The organism is Rhodovulum marinum (genome assembly GCF_004343075.1).
In the GTDB taxonomy this organism is placed as follows: Bacteria; Pseudomonadota; Alphaproteobacteria; order Rhodobacterales; family Rhodobacteraceae; genus Rhodovulum; species Rhodovulum marinum.
On record NZ_SLXP01000004.1, the window covers coordinates 203,050 to 218,396 of the forward strand.

General features: G+C 69.7%; 10 protein-coding genes. 1 reads left to right on the top strand and 9 read right to left on the bottom strand.

Annotated features, from left to right (window positions below):
* Positions 1 to 18 precede the first annotated feature (18 nt).
* Positions 19 to 1,452: a uracil-xanthine permease family protein gene (locus EV662_RS08750; RefSeq protein WP_132461783.1), complete on the top strand. Its 1,434-nt coding sequence runs from the start codon at positions 19 to 21 to the stop codon at positions 1,450 to 1,452.
* A gap of 36 nt (positions 1,453 to 1,488) precedes the next feature.
* On the opposite strand, the gene EV662_RS08755 is transcribed toward EV662_RS08750, so the two are convergent.
* The 9 genes from EV662_RS08755 to EV662_RS08795 are packed head-to-tail and all read right to left on the bottom strand — an operon-like array spanning position 1,489 to position 15,346.
* The gene (locus EV662_RS08755; protein ID WP_132461784.1) at positions 1,489 to 2,028 is read right to left on the bottom strand and encodes a hypothetical protein; all 540 of its coding nucleotides are present in this window, start codon (positions 2,026 to 2,028) and stop codon (positions 1,489 to 1,491) included.
* A gap of 23 nt (positions 2,029 to 2,051) precedes the next feature.
* Positions 2,052 to 5,432 carry a DUF6519 domain-containing protein gene (locus EV662_RS08760; protein WP_132461785.1) on the bottom strand — a complete coding sequence of 1,127 codons (3,381 nt, stop codon included), beginning with the start codon at positions 5,430 to 5,432 and terminating at the stop codon, positions 2,052 to 2,054.
* 19 nt (positions 5,433 to 5,451) lie between these two features.
* Positions 5,452 to 7,626: a hypothetical protein gene (locus tag EV662_RS08765; RefSeq protein ID WP_132461786.1), complete on the bottom strand. Its 2,175-nt coding sequence runs from the start codon at positions 7,624 to 7,626 to the stop codon at positions 5,452 to 5,454.
* The gene (locus EV662_RS08770) at positions 7,623 to 10,430 is read right to left on the bottom strand and encodes a putative baseplate assembly protein (protein ID WP_132461787.1); all 2,808 of its coding nucleotides are present in this window, start codon (positions 10,428 to 10,430) and stop codon (positions 7,623 to 7,625) included. Before EV662_RS08770 ends, EV662_RS08765 begins: the two co-directional genes overlap by 4 nt.
* Positions 10,427 to 13,018 carry a putative baseplate assembly protein gene (locus tag EV662_RS08775; protein ID WP_132461788.1) on the bottom strand — a complete coding sequence of 864 codons (2,592 nt, stop codon included), beginning with the start codon at positions 13,016 to 13,018 and terminating at the stop codon, positions 10,427 to 10,429. Before EV662_RS08775 ends, EV662_RS08770 begins: the two co-directional genes overlap by 4 nt.
* Complete coding sequence (locus EV662_RS08780) at positions 13,015 to 13,377, bottom strand: GPW/gp25 family protein (protein WP_132461789.1); 363 nt, start codon at positions 13,375 to 13,377, stop codon at positions 13,015 to 13,017. The genes EV662_RS08775 and EV662_RS08780 overlap by 4 nt, the downstream gene beginning before the upstream one ends.
* A gap of 4 nt (positions 13,378 to 13,381) precedes the next feature.
* Positions 13,382 to 13,702: a hypothetical protein gene (locus EV662_RS08785; RefSeq protein ID WP_132461790.1), complete on the bottom strand. Its 321-nt coding sequence runs from the start codon at positions 13,700 to 13,702 to the stop codon at positions 13,382 to 13,384.
* 10 nt (positions 13,703 to 13,712) lie between these two features.
* Positions 13,713 to 14,222 (bottom strand): phage baseplate assembly protein V, encoded by a 510-nt coding sequence (locus tag EV662_RS08790; protein WP_132461791.1) that lies wholly within the window; start codon positions 14,220 to 14,222, stop codon positions 13,713 to 13,715.
* The gene (locus EV662_RS08795; protein WP_132461792.1) at positions 14,219 to 15,346 is read right to left on the bottom strand and encodes a hypothetical protein; all 1,128 of its coding nucleotides are present in this window, start codon (positions 15,344 to 15,346) and stop codon (positions 14,219 to 14,221) included. Before EV662_RS08795 ends, EV662_RS08790 begins: the two co-directional genes overlap by 4 nt.
* Position 15,347 lies beyond the last annotated feature (1 nt).

Sequence of the window (15,347 nt, forward strand, 5' to 3'; positions counted from 1 at the left end):
AAAACAGGGAGAAGGACGATGGCAGACAGTTCCATCGGGACGCCGGAACAGCTCCGCGATCCCAATTATACGCCCGCGCTGCACAAGGCGGTGCCGCTGGGCATCCAGCATGTGCTGGCGATGTTCGTGTCGAACGTGACGCCCGCAATCATCATCGCGGGCGCGGCGGGGTTCGGCTTCGGCTCGGACGCGGGCGCGCAGGGCTTTCCGGACATGACCTACATGATCCAGATGTCGATGCTGTTCGCCGGTATCGCGACGCTGTTCCAGACCATCGGCCTGGGCCCGGTCGGTGCGCGGCTGCCCATCGTGCAGGGTACCAGTTTCGCCTTTATCCCGATCATGATCCCGCTGGTGGCGGGCAAGGGTGTGGACGCGCTGCCCGCGCTGTTCGGCGGCGTGCTGCTGGGCGGGTTGTTCCACGCCTTCCTCGGCACCTTCATCGGCAAGATCCGCTTTGCCCTGCCGCCGTTGGTCACCGGCCTTGTGGTCACGATGATCGGTCTGGCGCTGGTCAAGGTCGGCATCCAGTATGCCGCGGGCGGGGTGCCGGCCATCGACCAGCCGGAATATGGCAGCCTGCTCAACTGGTCGGCGGCGCTGGTGGTGATCTTTGTCACGCTGGGGTTGAAATTCTATGCCCGGGGTCTGCTGTCGGTTTCGGCGGTCGTGGTGGGCATTCTGGCGGGGTATCTCTATGCGCTGGTGATGGGCATGGTTTCGGTCGAGGCCATCACCACCAGCTGGGGCCGCGCGGCGCTGGTCGAGGTGCCGCTGCCGTTCAAATACGGGTTCGAGTTCAGCTTGGCGGCGGTGATCGGGTTCTGCCTGATGGCCTTTGTCTCGGCGGTAGAAACCGTGGGCGACGTGTCGGGCATCACCAAGGGCGGCGCCGGGCGCGAGGCGACGGACAAGGAAATCCAGGGGGCGACCTATGCGGATGGGGTCGGCACCGCGGTTGCGGGCATTTTCGGGGCGCTGCCCAACACGTCCTTCAGCCAGAACGTGGGCCTGATCGCCATGACCGGCGTGATGAGCCGCCATGTCGTGACCATTGGCGCGATCTTCCTGATCCTCTGCGGGCTGGTGCCCAAGGTTGGCGCGGTGATCCGCACCATCCCGATCGAGGTGCTGGGCGGCGGTGTGATCGTGATGTTCGGCATGGTGGTCGCGGCGGGTATCTCGATGCTGTCGGACGTGAACTGGAACCGGCGCAACATGGTGATCTTTGCGATCGCGCTGTCGGTGGGGCTGGGGCTGCAGCTCGACCCCAAGGCGGTGCAATACCTGCCCGACACGATCCGCATCCTGATGACCAGCGGCCTGTTGCCCGCGGCCCTGATCGCCATCGTGCTGAACCTTGTCCTGCCCGAGGAACTGGCCTCGGAGGCGACGGAAGAGGTGTCCGGCGGCATGGCGGGCCACGGCCGGGGCAGCCTGCCCGGCGAGTGAGCCCGGGCGCGGCCGCCCCGCCGCGGGCGGCCGCGTTCAGCGCTGGCGTTCGGCCAGCGCGCGCAACGCGGCAAGCCGCGCCTGCGCCTCCTCCATCGCCTTGGCAAAGCGCTCTTCGCGGGTCTTGTCCTCTTCGGCCTGCTTTCCGATCGTCTCGCGCGCCTTGGACAGGATCGCGGTGCCTTCGGGCAGCACCCGCTTGATCTGCTGGACGAGGCGGCGGTCGGTCACGCGGGCCAGCGTTTCCTCGGCCTGCTTGCGGCCCTCGGCATAGCGGCCGGCCAGTGTCTTGCCGGCAAGGTCCAGCCGGGTGCCGGTTTCGTCGAGCAGGCCATCGGCGCTTTGCCGGGCCGCGATCACCCGGTCGGTGGGGATCAACCCGATATCGCCGGGGATGATCACCGTCTTGCCCGAGGCAAAGCCTTCGGGCGTGGCAAGTTCGGGATTGGCACGCAACAGCGCGGCCTCGGCATGGCGCAACTTGCGTTCCGCGCCCGGTCCCTCGATCACGAACAGCCGTTCGGCGAGCGTCTTGAGGCTGCGTTCGCGGCCCAGCTTGGCGATCCTGTTGGCCATGGGGGGTCTCCTTTTTCCCGGTCTCAGACGGCGGTGATGTTCAGCGCGACGAAGGGCGGCTGGAGGCCCCCCGGTGCCAGTTGCACCCCGCCCGAGGTGATGTTGCCCATCGGCGTCGCCGCCGCCGCCGTCATCAGCAGCGACAACCCCGTATCGCGCAGGTGGCGCAGGCTGTTGGCGCTGGCGGTGATGCGCTGGGCGGCGATGGCGACCTGCGCGGGCAGGTTCGCGCCGCCCAGCAGATCCGCCTGGTTCTGGCTGAAATCGACCATGGCCGTGCCCCGGGCGGCGATGCTGATCGCGGGATGAAGCTGCGGGGCGAAGTGGATCACCTGGTTGCCGCGCAGGCCCAGCTGCAACGGTAAAAGCGGCACCACCTCGATCCCGCGCCGTGCGGTCAGGCGCAGCACGCGGCCCTCGACCGAGGCAAAGCCCAGATCGTCGGCGGCGGCGCCGGTGATATTGCCCGACACGCCCGCGAAATCGCCCAGAGGTTCATCCAGCCGGCCAAGCGCCTCGATATCCTCGACCTGGCCGATCTCGATCGCCCGCCAGGCATTTGCACCGGCGTCGCGGTCGGTGGTGCCGACGATCCGGTTGCCCGAGATATCGAGCTGGAACCAGATCGGCCGCACCAGGATGCCCCAGGCCGATGCATTGGGGGTGTCGGGGCCGATTTCGTAGATCGCGTTGCCCTCGATCGCCATGCTGACGACCCCTTGCAGTGCGATCCCGGCGTTCTGCGAACCTTCGGGTGTCTCGCGGCCGATGCCCCGGATCGAGTTGCCGCGGACCTGCCCCTCGGCCACGCCGGTCAGGCCGATGCCGGCTGCGCCGATGCCGTCTGGCCCGCCGCGGATGTCGCCGATCACGTTGTCCTCGATGGCCAGGTGCCGCCCGCTGAAGCCCGGTTGCGACAGGATTCCCGCGATTCCACAGCGTTGGATGACGTTGCGCTTGGCCAGGATCGCGTCGTAATCGCCCGCGATCCGGATGCCTGCGCCCCCCAGGTCCGAGATGCGGTTGCCGACGATCTGTGCCGTGATCAGGGCGCCGGGCACTACATTGGGAAACAGGATGATCCCGTCGCCCGCCGCCGCACCGCCGCTGAACTCGTTATCGGCCAGCCGGATGTCGTTGACCCCGACGATGGCGGCGTTGGCGTTCGACAGGATCGTGTTGCCGTCCAGCCCCGTGCCGCCGGTGGGCAGTTCGAACCAGTCCAGCGCGACGCCCGATTCCGGCCCGAATATGATGTTGCGCGCCATGGTGGTGCCCGCGAGGCTGAAGGCGAGCCCGCCCAGCCAGATGCCCATGCGGCCGGCGAACACGACATTGTCCAAAAGCCTGATCTCGGCCAGACCCAGCCAGCCCGGTTCTGGTTCTTCGGCGGCGGCGGCCGTGCCGGCGCCGCCATAGGCCGCGATGGCAGAGGGCGAGCCGATGCCGATGGGCGCGGCGACGAGGCATTCTTCGATCTTGGCGCCGATCACCAGCCCTTCCAGCGCGATGCCGTGGTCGCGGCGGGTGTCGCCGGTTGCGCCGACCACGATGGCAAGGCGGCGCAGCGCCAGTGTCGCGGTATGCAGCGCGGTCAGCCCGTGCCCCGGTGTGGGCAGCCGTCCGGTGCCGCCCGCGCTTTCTGGCGTGACAAGGATCGACAGGTCCTCGATGCGGATATCGATGCAGGTATCGACCTCGATGGCGCTGGCGGTGGCGCCCCGGTAGGAGATCACGGTGGTGATCCCGTGCCCCTTGAGCGTGACGCCGAAGAGGTTCTCCATCCGGATCGGCGCGCCGATTTCATAGCGCCCGGGGTCCAGGCAGACCGTGCCGCCGCCCGCCTCGGCCACGCGCTCGATCCCCATCTGGATCGTCAGCGCGCCGGAGTTGTGGCTTTCGGGCGTGACGCAGACCGAACAGGCGCAGCCCTCGCCGGGCGCGATCTCGGGTGGCCAGAAGGTGCGGCAATCGTCGGGGGGCGCGTCGGGGAAGGAGAGGATGGCGAGCCGCGTATAGTGGCGCTGCACCGCGTCGGGCGGTGCCTGGGTCAGGGTCTGGATCTGGGTGCCGGCGGTGCGCGCCCAGAACCGCCAGGCGTCCATCTCGCGGTAGCGGCCGGGCCCGTCGGCGGTGGAGAACGCCACCGTGATCCCAGATTCCAGCAGCAGCACGGTCCCCGCGGGCGGCACCGGGATCACGCCCTCGGGCGAACCGGGATTCGCGGCGTCGAGATCCCACCACACGGAATTGTCGGCGGCGTTGCGGATGATCCCCTTCTGGTCCCAGCGGATCAGGCGGGATTGGCGTGCCCGCGCGGTATCGCCGTCGACCCCGGTGGGGATCAGGTCGGGGTCGACCGTGCCCTCAAGCTCGATCTCGCGGGTGTCCTCGTTCACCACCGAGACGCGCAGGATCTGGCCCGAGCGGTGGTCGAACTCGCGCCGGTTGTCGGTGATCTCGACCCAATCGCCGGGGCGAAAGCGCAGGATCTCGTCGCGCCCGATGCTGCGCACGGTGATCGTGTCGGCGGGGCTGGCGAAGCTGTCGATGGCGGCGGCGACGGACGCGTTCTCGCGCGAGAACTTGAACCAGGCGTCGGTCTGGTCGCCGTTCTGGCCGGTCTGGTGTATTTCCACCCGGTAGAACTGGTTTTCGAGCCCCGTGTAACCGTCGGTCGGCGGCACCAGGCAGGGGTCCTCGGGGTCGTCCACGTCGACCGTGCCTGTGGTCAGCCGCGCGGTCGATGGCGCGACGGTCTCGGGCCAGCCGATCAGGTCCTCGTCGGGGGTGGCGCAGGTGGCACCCTCGCCGATGCCGCCCAGGAGCCGCACCTGCCAGACCGTCTGCCAACGTGTCGCGCTGTCCACCCCGCCCAGCGCGGGATCCAGAAGTGTCGGGTCCTTGACCGGCGTCACCTCGCGCTGCCAGGCGACCAGATAGGCGAGGAACGGCCCGCCGCTGGTGGGCAGGGTCTCGGGCACGGGCCAGAAGGGTTGCGCGTCGTAGGACAGATATCCTTCGGGGGCCGATGTCATCTCGTCCAGCACGCCGAGGGGATCGGTTGCATCGCCCGTGCCGCGGTCGAACACCGGCGCGGGCCCGTCGCCAGTGCGTGCGAAATCCCCGTCGCCGTGATTCTCGATGCACATCCCGTCAAGGTAAAGCCGCCCCGGCCCGATCTCGAGCCCGCCACCGCCGTGGCGAATGTGGAAGGCGTTCTCTGTCTCGCGCGGGACCACCGCGCGGCCGATCGTGTCGACAGTGCCCGCCCGAATGCGCCGTTCCAGCACCTGCACCATCTCGTTCCAGTCCGAATCCAGCACCGGCCGACCCTGCTGCAGGAACACCCCGGCATAGTCGCGCAGCGCATCGAAACTGTCCTTGCTGTAATCGCCGCCCATGGTTCGGGTCCTCCCGGGGTCAGGTTTCGAAGATCAGCCCGGCCTCGAGGCCGAACCGCAGGTATTCGTGGAGCCTTATGCGCAGGTTGGTTTCGCGCTGGGGCTCGTGGTTAAGGTGCCAGGCGCCCATCTCGCCCTCGTCCGACGCGCCCTTGCGGATCTCCGCGGGCGCGCTGCGGCGCAGTTGCGCATAGGCGGGCGCGCGGGCCGACAGCGAGGTGAAGGCAGGTATCAGCCAGGGCAGAATGCGGGCCCGGATCAGTTGTTTTTCGGCCTGCGGCACCGGGCCGCCGAGCTCCGTGGCGCGCGCGGCGATGGCCTCGTCGATGGCCAGTTGCGGCTGGCAACGGAAGCGACGCGGCGTGATCGACCCGTCGGGGACGTAGGAGAACCGCAGGCATCCGTCTTGCCGCCGTTCCGACCGCACGGGCGCGCCCCCGGGGGCTGCGCGGGCGAAGAGGATCGTGTCGGAAACCAGCGGCATCGCGCGGGCATGGATGCGGCCGATCACGGTCGAGGTCAGGATCGTCAGCGCGCCGGCAGGATCGTCCTCGCCCGATAGCCCCGCGATGGCCAGCCCTTCGGGACTGTCGGCGGGGGCGGGCGTGGCGGCGTCCACGATGCTGTCTTCCAACCGCAGGTTGGTCGTGTCGGTCATGCGGACGGGGCCTAGGATCGACCGAAGGATTGACAGTTCGACGCCTCTCGTCTCGACCCGCAGGCTTTCCGCGCCGGGGCTGGCCGGGCCGCCCGTTTCGGTGAAGGACAGGCCGGGGATCAGCGTGACATGGGCGAGGTCCACCGAGGCGAGCGAGGTGCCGTCGCCATCGGGCAGGATGTGAACCGGGCAGCCGTCGAGCACGAGGCCGTTCAGCGTGACCCGGCTGTCCGCCGCACCGCGGATTTCCAGCGGATCGCTGCCGCGCAGGATCGCCCGCACCCCGTCCGCGGCCCGCAGCCCGATCTCGGCCCCCTCGGCGGCGGTGATCGTGGTGGGCGCGGCGTAGACGTCGTTTTCTGTAATCTCGACCATCCCGCCCGCCGGGCCGATGGCGTTCAGCGCGTCCTGCAGGCTGGCATGCCCGCTGTCGGGGAAACGGATCAGCGTGCCCGCGCCGTCGGGCGGCGGCAGGCTGGCGGCGCGGTTGTATTCGCCGCCGCCGATGGGGCCGGGAAAGGCGGTGTGAAAACTGACGCGCACCTCGGCCGTTTCGGGCTCGGGTAAGGTGAGGCGGCCGAGTTCGGGGTCGACGCGGACGGGCCGGTTGCTGCCCGGGGGCTCGGCGGCATGGGGCGAGTGGTTCCAGCCCGCGCCGTCGTCCGACAGGTCGCAGGCGACGATCTCGTCGACCGGCACGGGCGTTCCGTCCACGAAGATCTCGAAGGCGCGCAGGCCCCCCGGCGCGCCGCCCCGGACCCAGGCCGAGGGCGTCGCGTCCAGCATCCGCCGCGTGATCGCGCCGGGGACGTTGACGGGGCCGGCCAGCGCGGTGATGTCGCGCTCGGCTTCCTGCCGGTTGGTCAATTGCCGGGGCGCGCCGAGCGGGTCGAACAGATAGCGCCGCCCGTCTACCCGGGTGGCGGGCACGTTTGCCTGGCGCATCGCCTGCAGTCGCCACAGGTGGAGGCCCACGTTCGGCAGGTGGTGCCGCCCGCCGATGCTGTTGCGCCCCGGCGCTTGGGTGATGGATCGCACGTCCACCGTGCGCATCACCATGTCGAAGGCGCCGCCCAGCCGTTCCAGCTCCAGCGGCGCATGCAGGTCCGCCGTGGTCCGCGCCTCGGGGCGGGTGACGTTCATGTGCTGGCAGGTGGCGGTGCGCTGGAAATACTCCACCGCCGAGGCGGGCCAGCCGGTCACGTCGCGGGCGAGTTGCTCCAGCACCGCGGCCGTGCCCTTGCGCCGGCGGTAGGCGATGGTGTTGGCGACCTCGGCGCGGCTGCCCGCGGCCAGCCCCTCGACCGGGTAGAGCGCCTTGTAGCCGACGATGCCGCCGATATAGGGCACCGCCCAGGGCGCGCAGGTCTCGATGAAGAGATCGTCCAGCAACTGCTCGATGCTTTCCTCGACCACCGCGCCCTCGCGGGCCAGAACGTCGACCAGCGCCCGGAGCGGTCCGCCTTCCTCGGCGTCCCGGATGCGGTAGATCGCGGGCAGCAACTCGTAGAGTGCCTGGGGCGTGATCCGGGTCATGCCATCACCTCCAGCGTGTCGAAGGGGGCAGGTGAGAGCGTCAGGATTTCGGCCGCCAGCAACCCGCCATCCTCATCCGTGCGGCCCGGGCGGGATTGCAGCAGCATGTGATCCGTCGCCTCGGTCTGGGGGCCGGTCTCGCGATAAAGCCGGTCGATATCGACGGCGACGACGCCCGGCACGTCATGGGCCGTGGCGGCGACATCGGACAGCGCGACGGGCTGTGCAAAGTCGCGCCGGTCGAAGGCATAGGCCGCGCGCAGGGCCGCCTCGACGGCCGCCAGGACGGTGTCGTCCTCATGCGCGGGATCGATTGCGACCTTGAGCCCGAGGTGGAACCTCGCAGGGGCGAAGGACAAGAGGTCGAAGCCCACCAGCGGGTCGCCATAGGTGCGGTAGGCATCGCGCAGCGCCTTGAAGACCGGCCCGGTGGCGGGCACCGCCGCGCCGTCATCGCCCGCCACTGTGACCACGATCCGCCGGGTTTCGCCCTGCCAGACCCAGCGCGCATCGGCCCGCGCGATCCCCGGATATCCCAGGGCGAAGTCGCGGTAATCGGTGATCGAGACGACGCGGCCCAGGGTCAGGGTATGGATCGGCGCGTTCCGCCGCGCCGCGTCCGAGGTTTCGGCATCCGCACCGCCCGTCGCGGCCATCGGGTTCACCACGTCCTTGAGGCCCAGTGGCCGGTCGATGGCCAGCGATAGCTGCCCGGCGCGCACGTTGCCGGCCTTGCCCAGGCCCTTGCGATACTCGGCCTCGATGTTGTCGCGGCCCGCGGGCGGGCGGGCGCCGGAAATGCCGTCGCCGAAGCGCACCGTAGTCTCGCCGGTATCCGACAGCGTCGTGGCGAAGACCCGTGCGGTGGCGCCGCGCTGGTAAAGGTCGGGCACCTCGGTCCATTCCACCCCGTCGATCCGAAGCGTCAGCGTCGAGGCCACCCCGTTCTCGGTCGAGGCCACAAGGTGCGTGACCGGCGCCTGTTTCAGGGTGAAGCGCTGGAACGGCTGCGCGGGATCGCCCGCGCCCAGGATTTCCGAGGCCGCCTCGCCATGCGAGGCGCGCGCGACGTTTCCGTGAACCACTGTGCTGGCCCGGTCCATCGGTGCGAGGATCGCGGATTTCAGGGTCAGCGTGGTGCGCAGCGGGTCGGTCTGGTCGATCTCCTTGACCTCATTGCGCTGGCTGATCTCGGGGGCGGTGCCGTCGGCGGCCACCGCGGGCAGCCAACCGCGCCACGCCAATGTCAGCGCAAGCTGGCCGTCCGGATCGGTCACCAGCCACAGCCCCAGCATCGGCGCGGCGGGGAAGAACAGCGCGCCCTGCACCGTCAACCGCGTGCCGCGCGGCAGGGTGTCGAGCGTCACGTCGCCACGCAGCACGGTCAGTTCGGCGATGGCGACCTCGACCTGCGCGCGGCGGCCCTTGAGATAGACCACACGGTCCTCGGGCAGGTCGGGCACCTTGGTGTCCAGCTCGATCTGGGTGCCGGACAGGAAATCGCGCAGCGGCGTTTCGGCCAGGGCCAGTTCTTCGCTGGCGCCATGGACGGCGATCCTGCGGTAATTGCTTGCAAATGCGGCGACCCAGCCGCTGCGGTCGGGGTCAAGCACGCTGGCCCGGCCGCTGATCGAATAGCGCGCCTCGGCATCCGCCGTGACCCCCGCGATCCGATAGAGCGCCTGCGTGCCGCCCGGGCTGGCCAGCACCGCCCAGCCGTCGCGTACGAAGTCCTTGTGCACGGCGTCCAGCACGATCCGGTCGTCGGTTTGCGGCACCGGGAAATCCCAGTCGCCGACATTGCTTTGATCGCCGGTGATCGGCGAGGGCGAATTCGCGGGCACCGTGCCGCCGGAATAGCCGAAAGCGCGGCGCACGCTGGAGGTCAGGACCGCGGGGTGGGGGGCGTTGTAGCCGAAAAGCGAGACCTGCCGGCGCAGTGCGAAGAGTTTGTGCACCGGGGCGGTCTCGCCCGCGGGGCTGACCGGGCCCAACGGCTCTGCCCATTCGATGCGGGTGCGGTCGAGGGTGGCGTCGGGGGTCACGCGGGTCAGGCGCCGGACCTGCCAAAGGGTCGAGCCGGTGGAAAACCCCGGCCAGCCGGTGTCGAAGCGCTGCGGGTGGACGATCAGCACGACGTCCCCCGGGGCAAGGGCCGTGGCCTGTCCGGCCAGCCATGTGCCGGTGTCGCCCTGCGCGAGCGCGACGCGGCGGTTCTGGCGAGGACGCATCTTGTTCCAGGCGACGCGGGCGTCGAGATCGGCCAGCGTCTCGAACACTTGTGCCTGTTCGTCGGGGCCGGGCTGGCTTTGCACCCGCGTGCCTTCGGGGATGGCCAGGTCCTCGACATCCGGCGCCGCACCCGGCGGGTCCTCCATCAGGAAGACGAGGTCGGTTTCGGCGGCGGAACCTGGATGCAGGCGATAGCCGATCAGCCGGGCGATCTCGGCGATCGAGAAGCGTTCGGTCGCGGTGCCGATGAACGCCTCGGTCGCGTGGCGTTCGTTGTAGAAGGTCAGCACGTCCAGCACCGTCGCCCAGGCGTCGATCAGCGCGATGGTGAAATCATCGTCCTCGCGCGTGCCGAGGCGGGCCAGCGCCGGAAGAGTCGAAGAGGCGAGGCGGGCCAGCATGGACGCCTTGAAACTGGCATGCTCGCCCGCGCGGTAGGCGATCGTGCCCAGGTTCGGGCGGTTCGTCAGGACCCGTCCGGTCGACAGGGTGACGCCCTCGCAACAGCCGCAGGCATCAGAGGCGGCGGCGCGCAGGTCGGGGTGGCCGATGCGGATCGGGGGTTCGCTCATTTGCCGCCTCCCATCGTTATGGTGACCGAGCCCCGTTCGGGGAAGTTCCGGTCATTCTCGCATTGCGCGATTTCCAGCCGCCCCATCTCGATCACGCCATCTTCCAGGGGTTTGGTCGCGGTCGTGCCCCGGCGGCGGAAGGTGGTGGCCTTGACCGAGGTCACGCCCTCCACCCCCATCACCGCGGCGTAGAGGCGGCTGAGCCAGACCGGGTCGCCGAAGCTGAAATTGTCGGGATGGAACAGACCCCGGCGTCCGCCGGACAGGCGGGCGGTGGACAGCGCCTCCAGCACCTCGCGCTTGATCTCGCTGCGGAAATGGTCGGGGCCGGCGCAGACGAACAGAGCGATTTCCAGCGCGACGAAGCGGGGGGCGTCGATCTGCAGGTCATAGCCCGCCATGCGGAACCGGTCGAGGAAAGCGGCCAGTTCGGCGCGGAAATCGGGCGTCACGGGGCGCCCGCCGAACCGGTCGACGGTGACGAAGACGGTGTACCCGTGGCCGTTCCAGCGGAAGGTCGCGACGGCGCGTTGCACGTCGGGATGGCGGCGCGCCATTTCGCCGTAATCGGCCTCGGTCACCGCGCGTTCCTGTCGGCGATAGGCGAAGGGCGCGGCGGCGCGCACCTCTTCCATGGTTTCGGGATTGAGGCCGCCCGCGGCGGGCATCGGGTTGGTGACCGCCTCGATCCCGCCCTTGTCGGTGATGACATGGGCGATTGCGCCCGCGCCAACATTCCCCGTGGTGCCGTTGCCCACCCGGTAGGCGGCGGTAAATCCGGTGCCGGCATTGGGCCGCCGCCCGTTCGCGTCATCGCCGAAACGCAGCCGGGCGCGGCCGTCGCGTTCGGTCTCCACCACGAAATGCCGGTCCCCGGCAAAGGAGTTCAGAAGGTCCGCCCGTGCCTGCCAGTCGTCGTCGCCCGGGCCGTCATCGGTCAGCGTTACGGCAGGCGCGCGGGTCGACAGGGGCTGTGCCATGGCGGCATGCGCCGAGCGCGTGGCGAGCGGGTCGTAGGGCACCGCGTCGCCGGTTTGCGGGTCGCGGGTCACGGTGGCCTGGGTGACGGGGCCGAGTTTCAGGACCGGCTGGAACCGGGGCGGCACGGGCACCGGGTCGGGGCGGTCGCAGGGGTCGCCCGTGGCGTCGGGCACGATGCTGAGATGCGGCTGGGGCACCGCGCCCAGTGGCTCTGCCGCGACGCTGCGGCCGTGGTCGGCCAGCACGATGTTTCCCAACGCGCAGGAGACCTCGGTCGCGGTGCCGCCGCCCGCCGCGTCGTCCAGCTTGGCCGACAGGCAGAACGGGAAGGGCAGGGCGTCTTCCTCGGCCCAGCGGATTTCTGTGATGGGGGCGGGGTCGGCGCCGGGTTCCAGCGGCAATTCGTCGGTCAGCCCCGCCTGCACCGCGGTCAGCCGCACCGCGTGGCGCCGGGTCGGGTCGGCATCGGCTGCGCGGCCCGTGCGGGGGCCGACGCGTTCGGCGAAAACCAGGATGTCGCCGGGGGCGAGGTGGGGGTAATCGCCCGCCAGCGTCGCCCGTGTCGCGCCGGTCCGCAGGCAGCATTCGCCGCTGCCCCAGGTGTAGAAGTCGATCCGGTTATGGCTGGACCGGAAGGTGCCGCCGTGGAGCGGCTCGAACACCTGCGGCGCGCGGTCGAAGGCGCGGCCGCGCAGGGCAGGGGCCAGCACAGGGTCGAAACCGGGGATGCGGGTCAGGAATTGGAGGTCGGCGGCCTCGGCGGTCACCACGGTGTCGGGGCCGCCTTCGACGGCCGGTTCCAACGGGCGCACCTGCACCCAGACCCGCGCGTTGCCGCCGTCGTGCATCCGGTAATCGACGAGGCGGGCGTGGCGGCGGACCGAGGACCGCCGCCGAGCGGTGGCAAGGTAGCCTTCGGTCGCGACCGCGTCTTGGGCGTAACTCAGCCGGTCGCCGGTATAGGCCAGCATCTCGATCAGCGCGATGCCAAGATCGGCGGGGTTGCGTTCGCGCCAGTCGGGCATGATCTGCGCCATGCGGCTCAGCATCAGGCGGCGGAAGCTCTTGTAATCCTTGGCCAGATAACTGATCGCCGGTGGCTCGGGCGTGTCCTCGGGGCAGTCCGTGCGGGGGGCGCAGTCAAAATCAGTGGGGCATTCCACCTTGAAGGAAAAGTCGATCTGCGCCAGCAGCCGGTCGATGCCCGCAGGCGACGAGAGTGGGTTGCCGGCGTCGATCAACCTGAGCGTGTAGGTTGCGTGATCGCCGTGGCTTTCGGTGCGGATCACCAGCGTTTCGCCCTGCACCCCGGGGTCGAGCGCGCCCAGGTAGGCGATCAGCCCCGCCTCGGCCAGCGTGGCGTCGGGTGCGTCGGCGCGGGTGATCCATTCGATGCCGACATCGGTGATCCGCTCGCCCCCTGTCAACTCGAGGTTGTCGAGCGTCAACGTGGGTGCGGCACGCAGGAAGCGGACCAACAGGGTGCGCTGGCGCGGGGTGTCTGCGGGGGCCTCGCCGTCCAGCACCTCGAGAAAGTCGATGCCGTTCAGGGGCGGGTTGGCCAGTACCAGTTCGCGCCGGCGGGGATCGCAACAATGATAGATCATGTCCCCGTCTCCAGCTCGAACTCGGCCAGTTCCACGCCCTCGCGGCCGCGCAGGCGATAGGCGATGCGGATGCGCAGCGTGGACTCTTCGGCCTGCGTTTCGACGGCGTCGATCTCGATCCGTTGGCCGAGATGCTGTTGCAGCGCGCCACGGATCATGAATTCGGCGGTGGCGGCGGCCTCGGGGCTGGCGGCGGCGAAGACCAGCTGCAGGATGCCCGCGCCGAACTCTGGGCGGTTCACGCGTTCGCCCGGGTTGGTGAACAGGATCTGTTCGATCATGTCGCGGACATGCTTGGCTTCGGCCGCCCGCGCGGTGCGTTCCGAGCCGTCGAAATGGTAGGGGAAGTCGATCTGCATCGCCTCAGGTCCCCACCACGCGGGTCTGCGCCTGCACGGGCAACAGCGGCGTGCCCGTGGGTGTGCAGACCGACACGCTGTCCATCAGAACGACGGGCTGGCCGCCCGCGAAAACGCGGGTGGCGGCGGTGACATAGGTGCCGGTGACGCAGGGGCCGTTGCCGCCCGGCGGCACGAAGCCGCAGCCCGCGACCGCCCAGGGTCCAGCTTGCGTGGCGACCGGCTGGCCGGAGACCAGGACGCGCGCAAAGGGCGCGGTCGGCATGGCCTGGCCGCCATGGGAGCAGGTGACGGTTGCGCCGAGATGCAGGACGGGGCCGGGCATGTGTACCTCCTCAGATCACGGTCAATGCGCCGTTGTTGACGGTGACGGTGGGGCCGACCAGCGTGATCGAGGCGCCCCGGCCGTTCTGGATGTAGATGCCGGTGTCGTTCACGATCAGCGAGGCGCCGCCAGGCGTCTTGATGACGATGCCGCCCGTCGGCCCTGGCAGGTCGGTGACCGTCACCCCGTTCTGGGCCATCGTCTGCATCGTCAGCGCCGACAGTCCCGGCGGCGTCATCAGGTGCAGCGCGGGCACCTCGGCGGCCGAGCCGAAGAAGCCCCCGGTCCAGATCGGGTAATCGGGGTCGCCCCGCTCGAACTCGATCCAGACGCCGGCGCCGGGGGGCGGGATCGCGACGCTGCCGGTCTGGATGCCCGCCATCGGGAAACACGGCATTGCCCAGCTGGTCAGCGCCACCGACGAGACATCGGGCACGATCGCCGTGATCCGGCCCATCATCATCGGGTCGACATTGCTGACCACCGTTCCGCGGTATTTCCCGAAATATTGCTGCGTCATGCCGGCACCGAGGCTTGGGTGGGCAAAAGCCCGTTACGTTTCAGCGTGAAGCTTTGGGTATACTTGCCGCGCTTGATCTCGTGCCGGACGCTGTCGACGTAATGTACCCCGTCGAAGGCCGCGCCCGCGCCGCGCACGCCGACCAGCCCCCGCGCCTGCAGGATGCGCCCGTAGCGCAGCACGTCGATCCGGCCCTGGCCGGAGACCGCGTCGGAATGGCGGGCGGCGTGGGAAAACCCGCGGGCCAGTGCCTCGAGCGGGTTGAGCCGGGCGGTGTCCCTTAACCGCGCGATCTTGGGCGGCATGGGCGGGATCGCGCCGAGCGGCGGCAGGAACGGGACCGCGGACGGGATCGGGATGGGGATCGGCGCGCGGGTCTCGCGGTTCTGGATGAACACGATCGGCATCTCGGTGCCGGCCTTGTCGAAGGTGAAGCTGAGTTCCTCGGCATTGGTGGGGCTGCCGGAATCGACGGTCAGCGCGGGCTGCACCTGCCCGATGCGCACCTCGGGGCCCCAATAGGCATAGCTGGTGGCGGGCGCGGGCCCCCGTTTCATGAAGAAGGTATAACCCGCCTCGCGCGCCAGTTGGCGGATATAGGCAAGGTCCGTGTCCTGGTGGCGCGGCATCCGGTCGGTCGGCAGGGGCGGACCCTCGACGGACGGGATCACCTGCGGGATCACGCCAAGCCAGGCGTATTTCGCCAGGATCATCGCGACCCGGGCGAAGGGCGGCATTGCCGGGTAGGGCAGGCCCGAGAAATCCAAGAGTTCCATCGCCGCGGTCAGGTCCTTGCCCTGCACCCGCAGCGTGGCGGGCTGGCCGCCGGTGCCGGGGCTGAGCGAGGTGCGCGTGACGACACCGTTGATGAGCGACGTGGCCCGCCCGTTGACGGTGGCGACCAGTGCCACGCGCAGGATCGGTAGCGCCGCGCCCCCCGCCAGCAGGAAGATCGTGTTGAGCGGCGAATCCTTCTCGACCGCGAATTCCAGATCGAAGCCCGACTGCGTCTCGCCCGAATTCTCCTCGATGGTGACGGATCGCAAGGCATCGACGACCGAGGCCGGCGCCGGGACCGGGACCCCGGGGCCGAACAGCACGGTCATGTCGATGCCCTTGATCATG

Bases quoted from the DNA above. Each gene is read 5' to 3' on its own strand.
- EV662_RS08750 (WP_132461783.1), top strand. From the start codon at position 19: ATGGCAGACAGTTCCATCGGGACGCCGGAACAGCTCCGCGATCCCAAT.
- EV662_RS08755 (WP_132461784.1), bottom strand. From the start codon at position 2,028: ATGGCCAACAGGATCGCCAAGCTGGGCCGCGAACGCAGCCTCAAGACG.
- EV662_RS08760 (WP_132461785.1), bottom strand. From the start codon at position 5,432: ATGGGCGGCGATTACAGCAAGGACAGTTTCGATGCGCTGCGCGACTAT.
- EV662_RS08765 (WP_132461786.1), bottom strand. From the start codon at position 7,626: ATGACCCGGATCACGCCCCAGGCACTCTACGAGTTGCTGCCCGCGATC.
- EV662_RS08770 (WP_132461787.1), bottom strand. From the start codon at position 10,430: ATGAGCGAACCCCCGATCCGCATCGGCCACCCCGACCTGCGCGCCGCC.
- EV662_RS08775 (WP_132461788.1), bottom strand. From the start codon at position 13,018: ATGATCTATCATTGTTGCGATCCCCGCCGGCGCGAACTGGTACTGGCC.
- EV662_RS08780 (WP_132461789.1), bottom strand. From the start codon at position 13,377: ATGCAGATCGACTTCCCCTACCATTTCGACGGCTCGGAACGCACCGCG.
- EV662_RS08785 (WP_132461790.1), bottom strand. From the start codon at position 13,702: ATGCCCGGCCCCGTCCTGCATCTCGGCGCAACCGTCACCTGCTCCCAT.
- EV662_RS08790 (WP_132461791.1), bottom strand. From the start codon at position 14,222: ATGACGCAGCAATATTTCGGGAAATACCGCGGAACGGTGGTCAGCAAT.
- EV662_RS08795 (WP_132461792.1), bottom strand. From the start codon at position 15,346: ATGATCAAGGGCATCGACATGACCGTGCTGTTCGGCCCCGGGGTCCCG.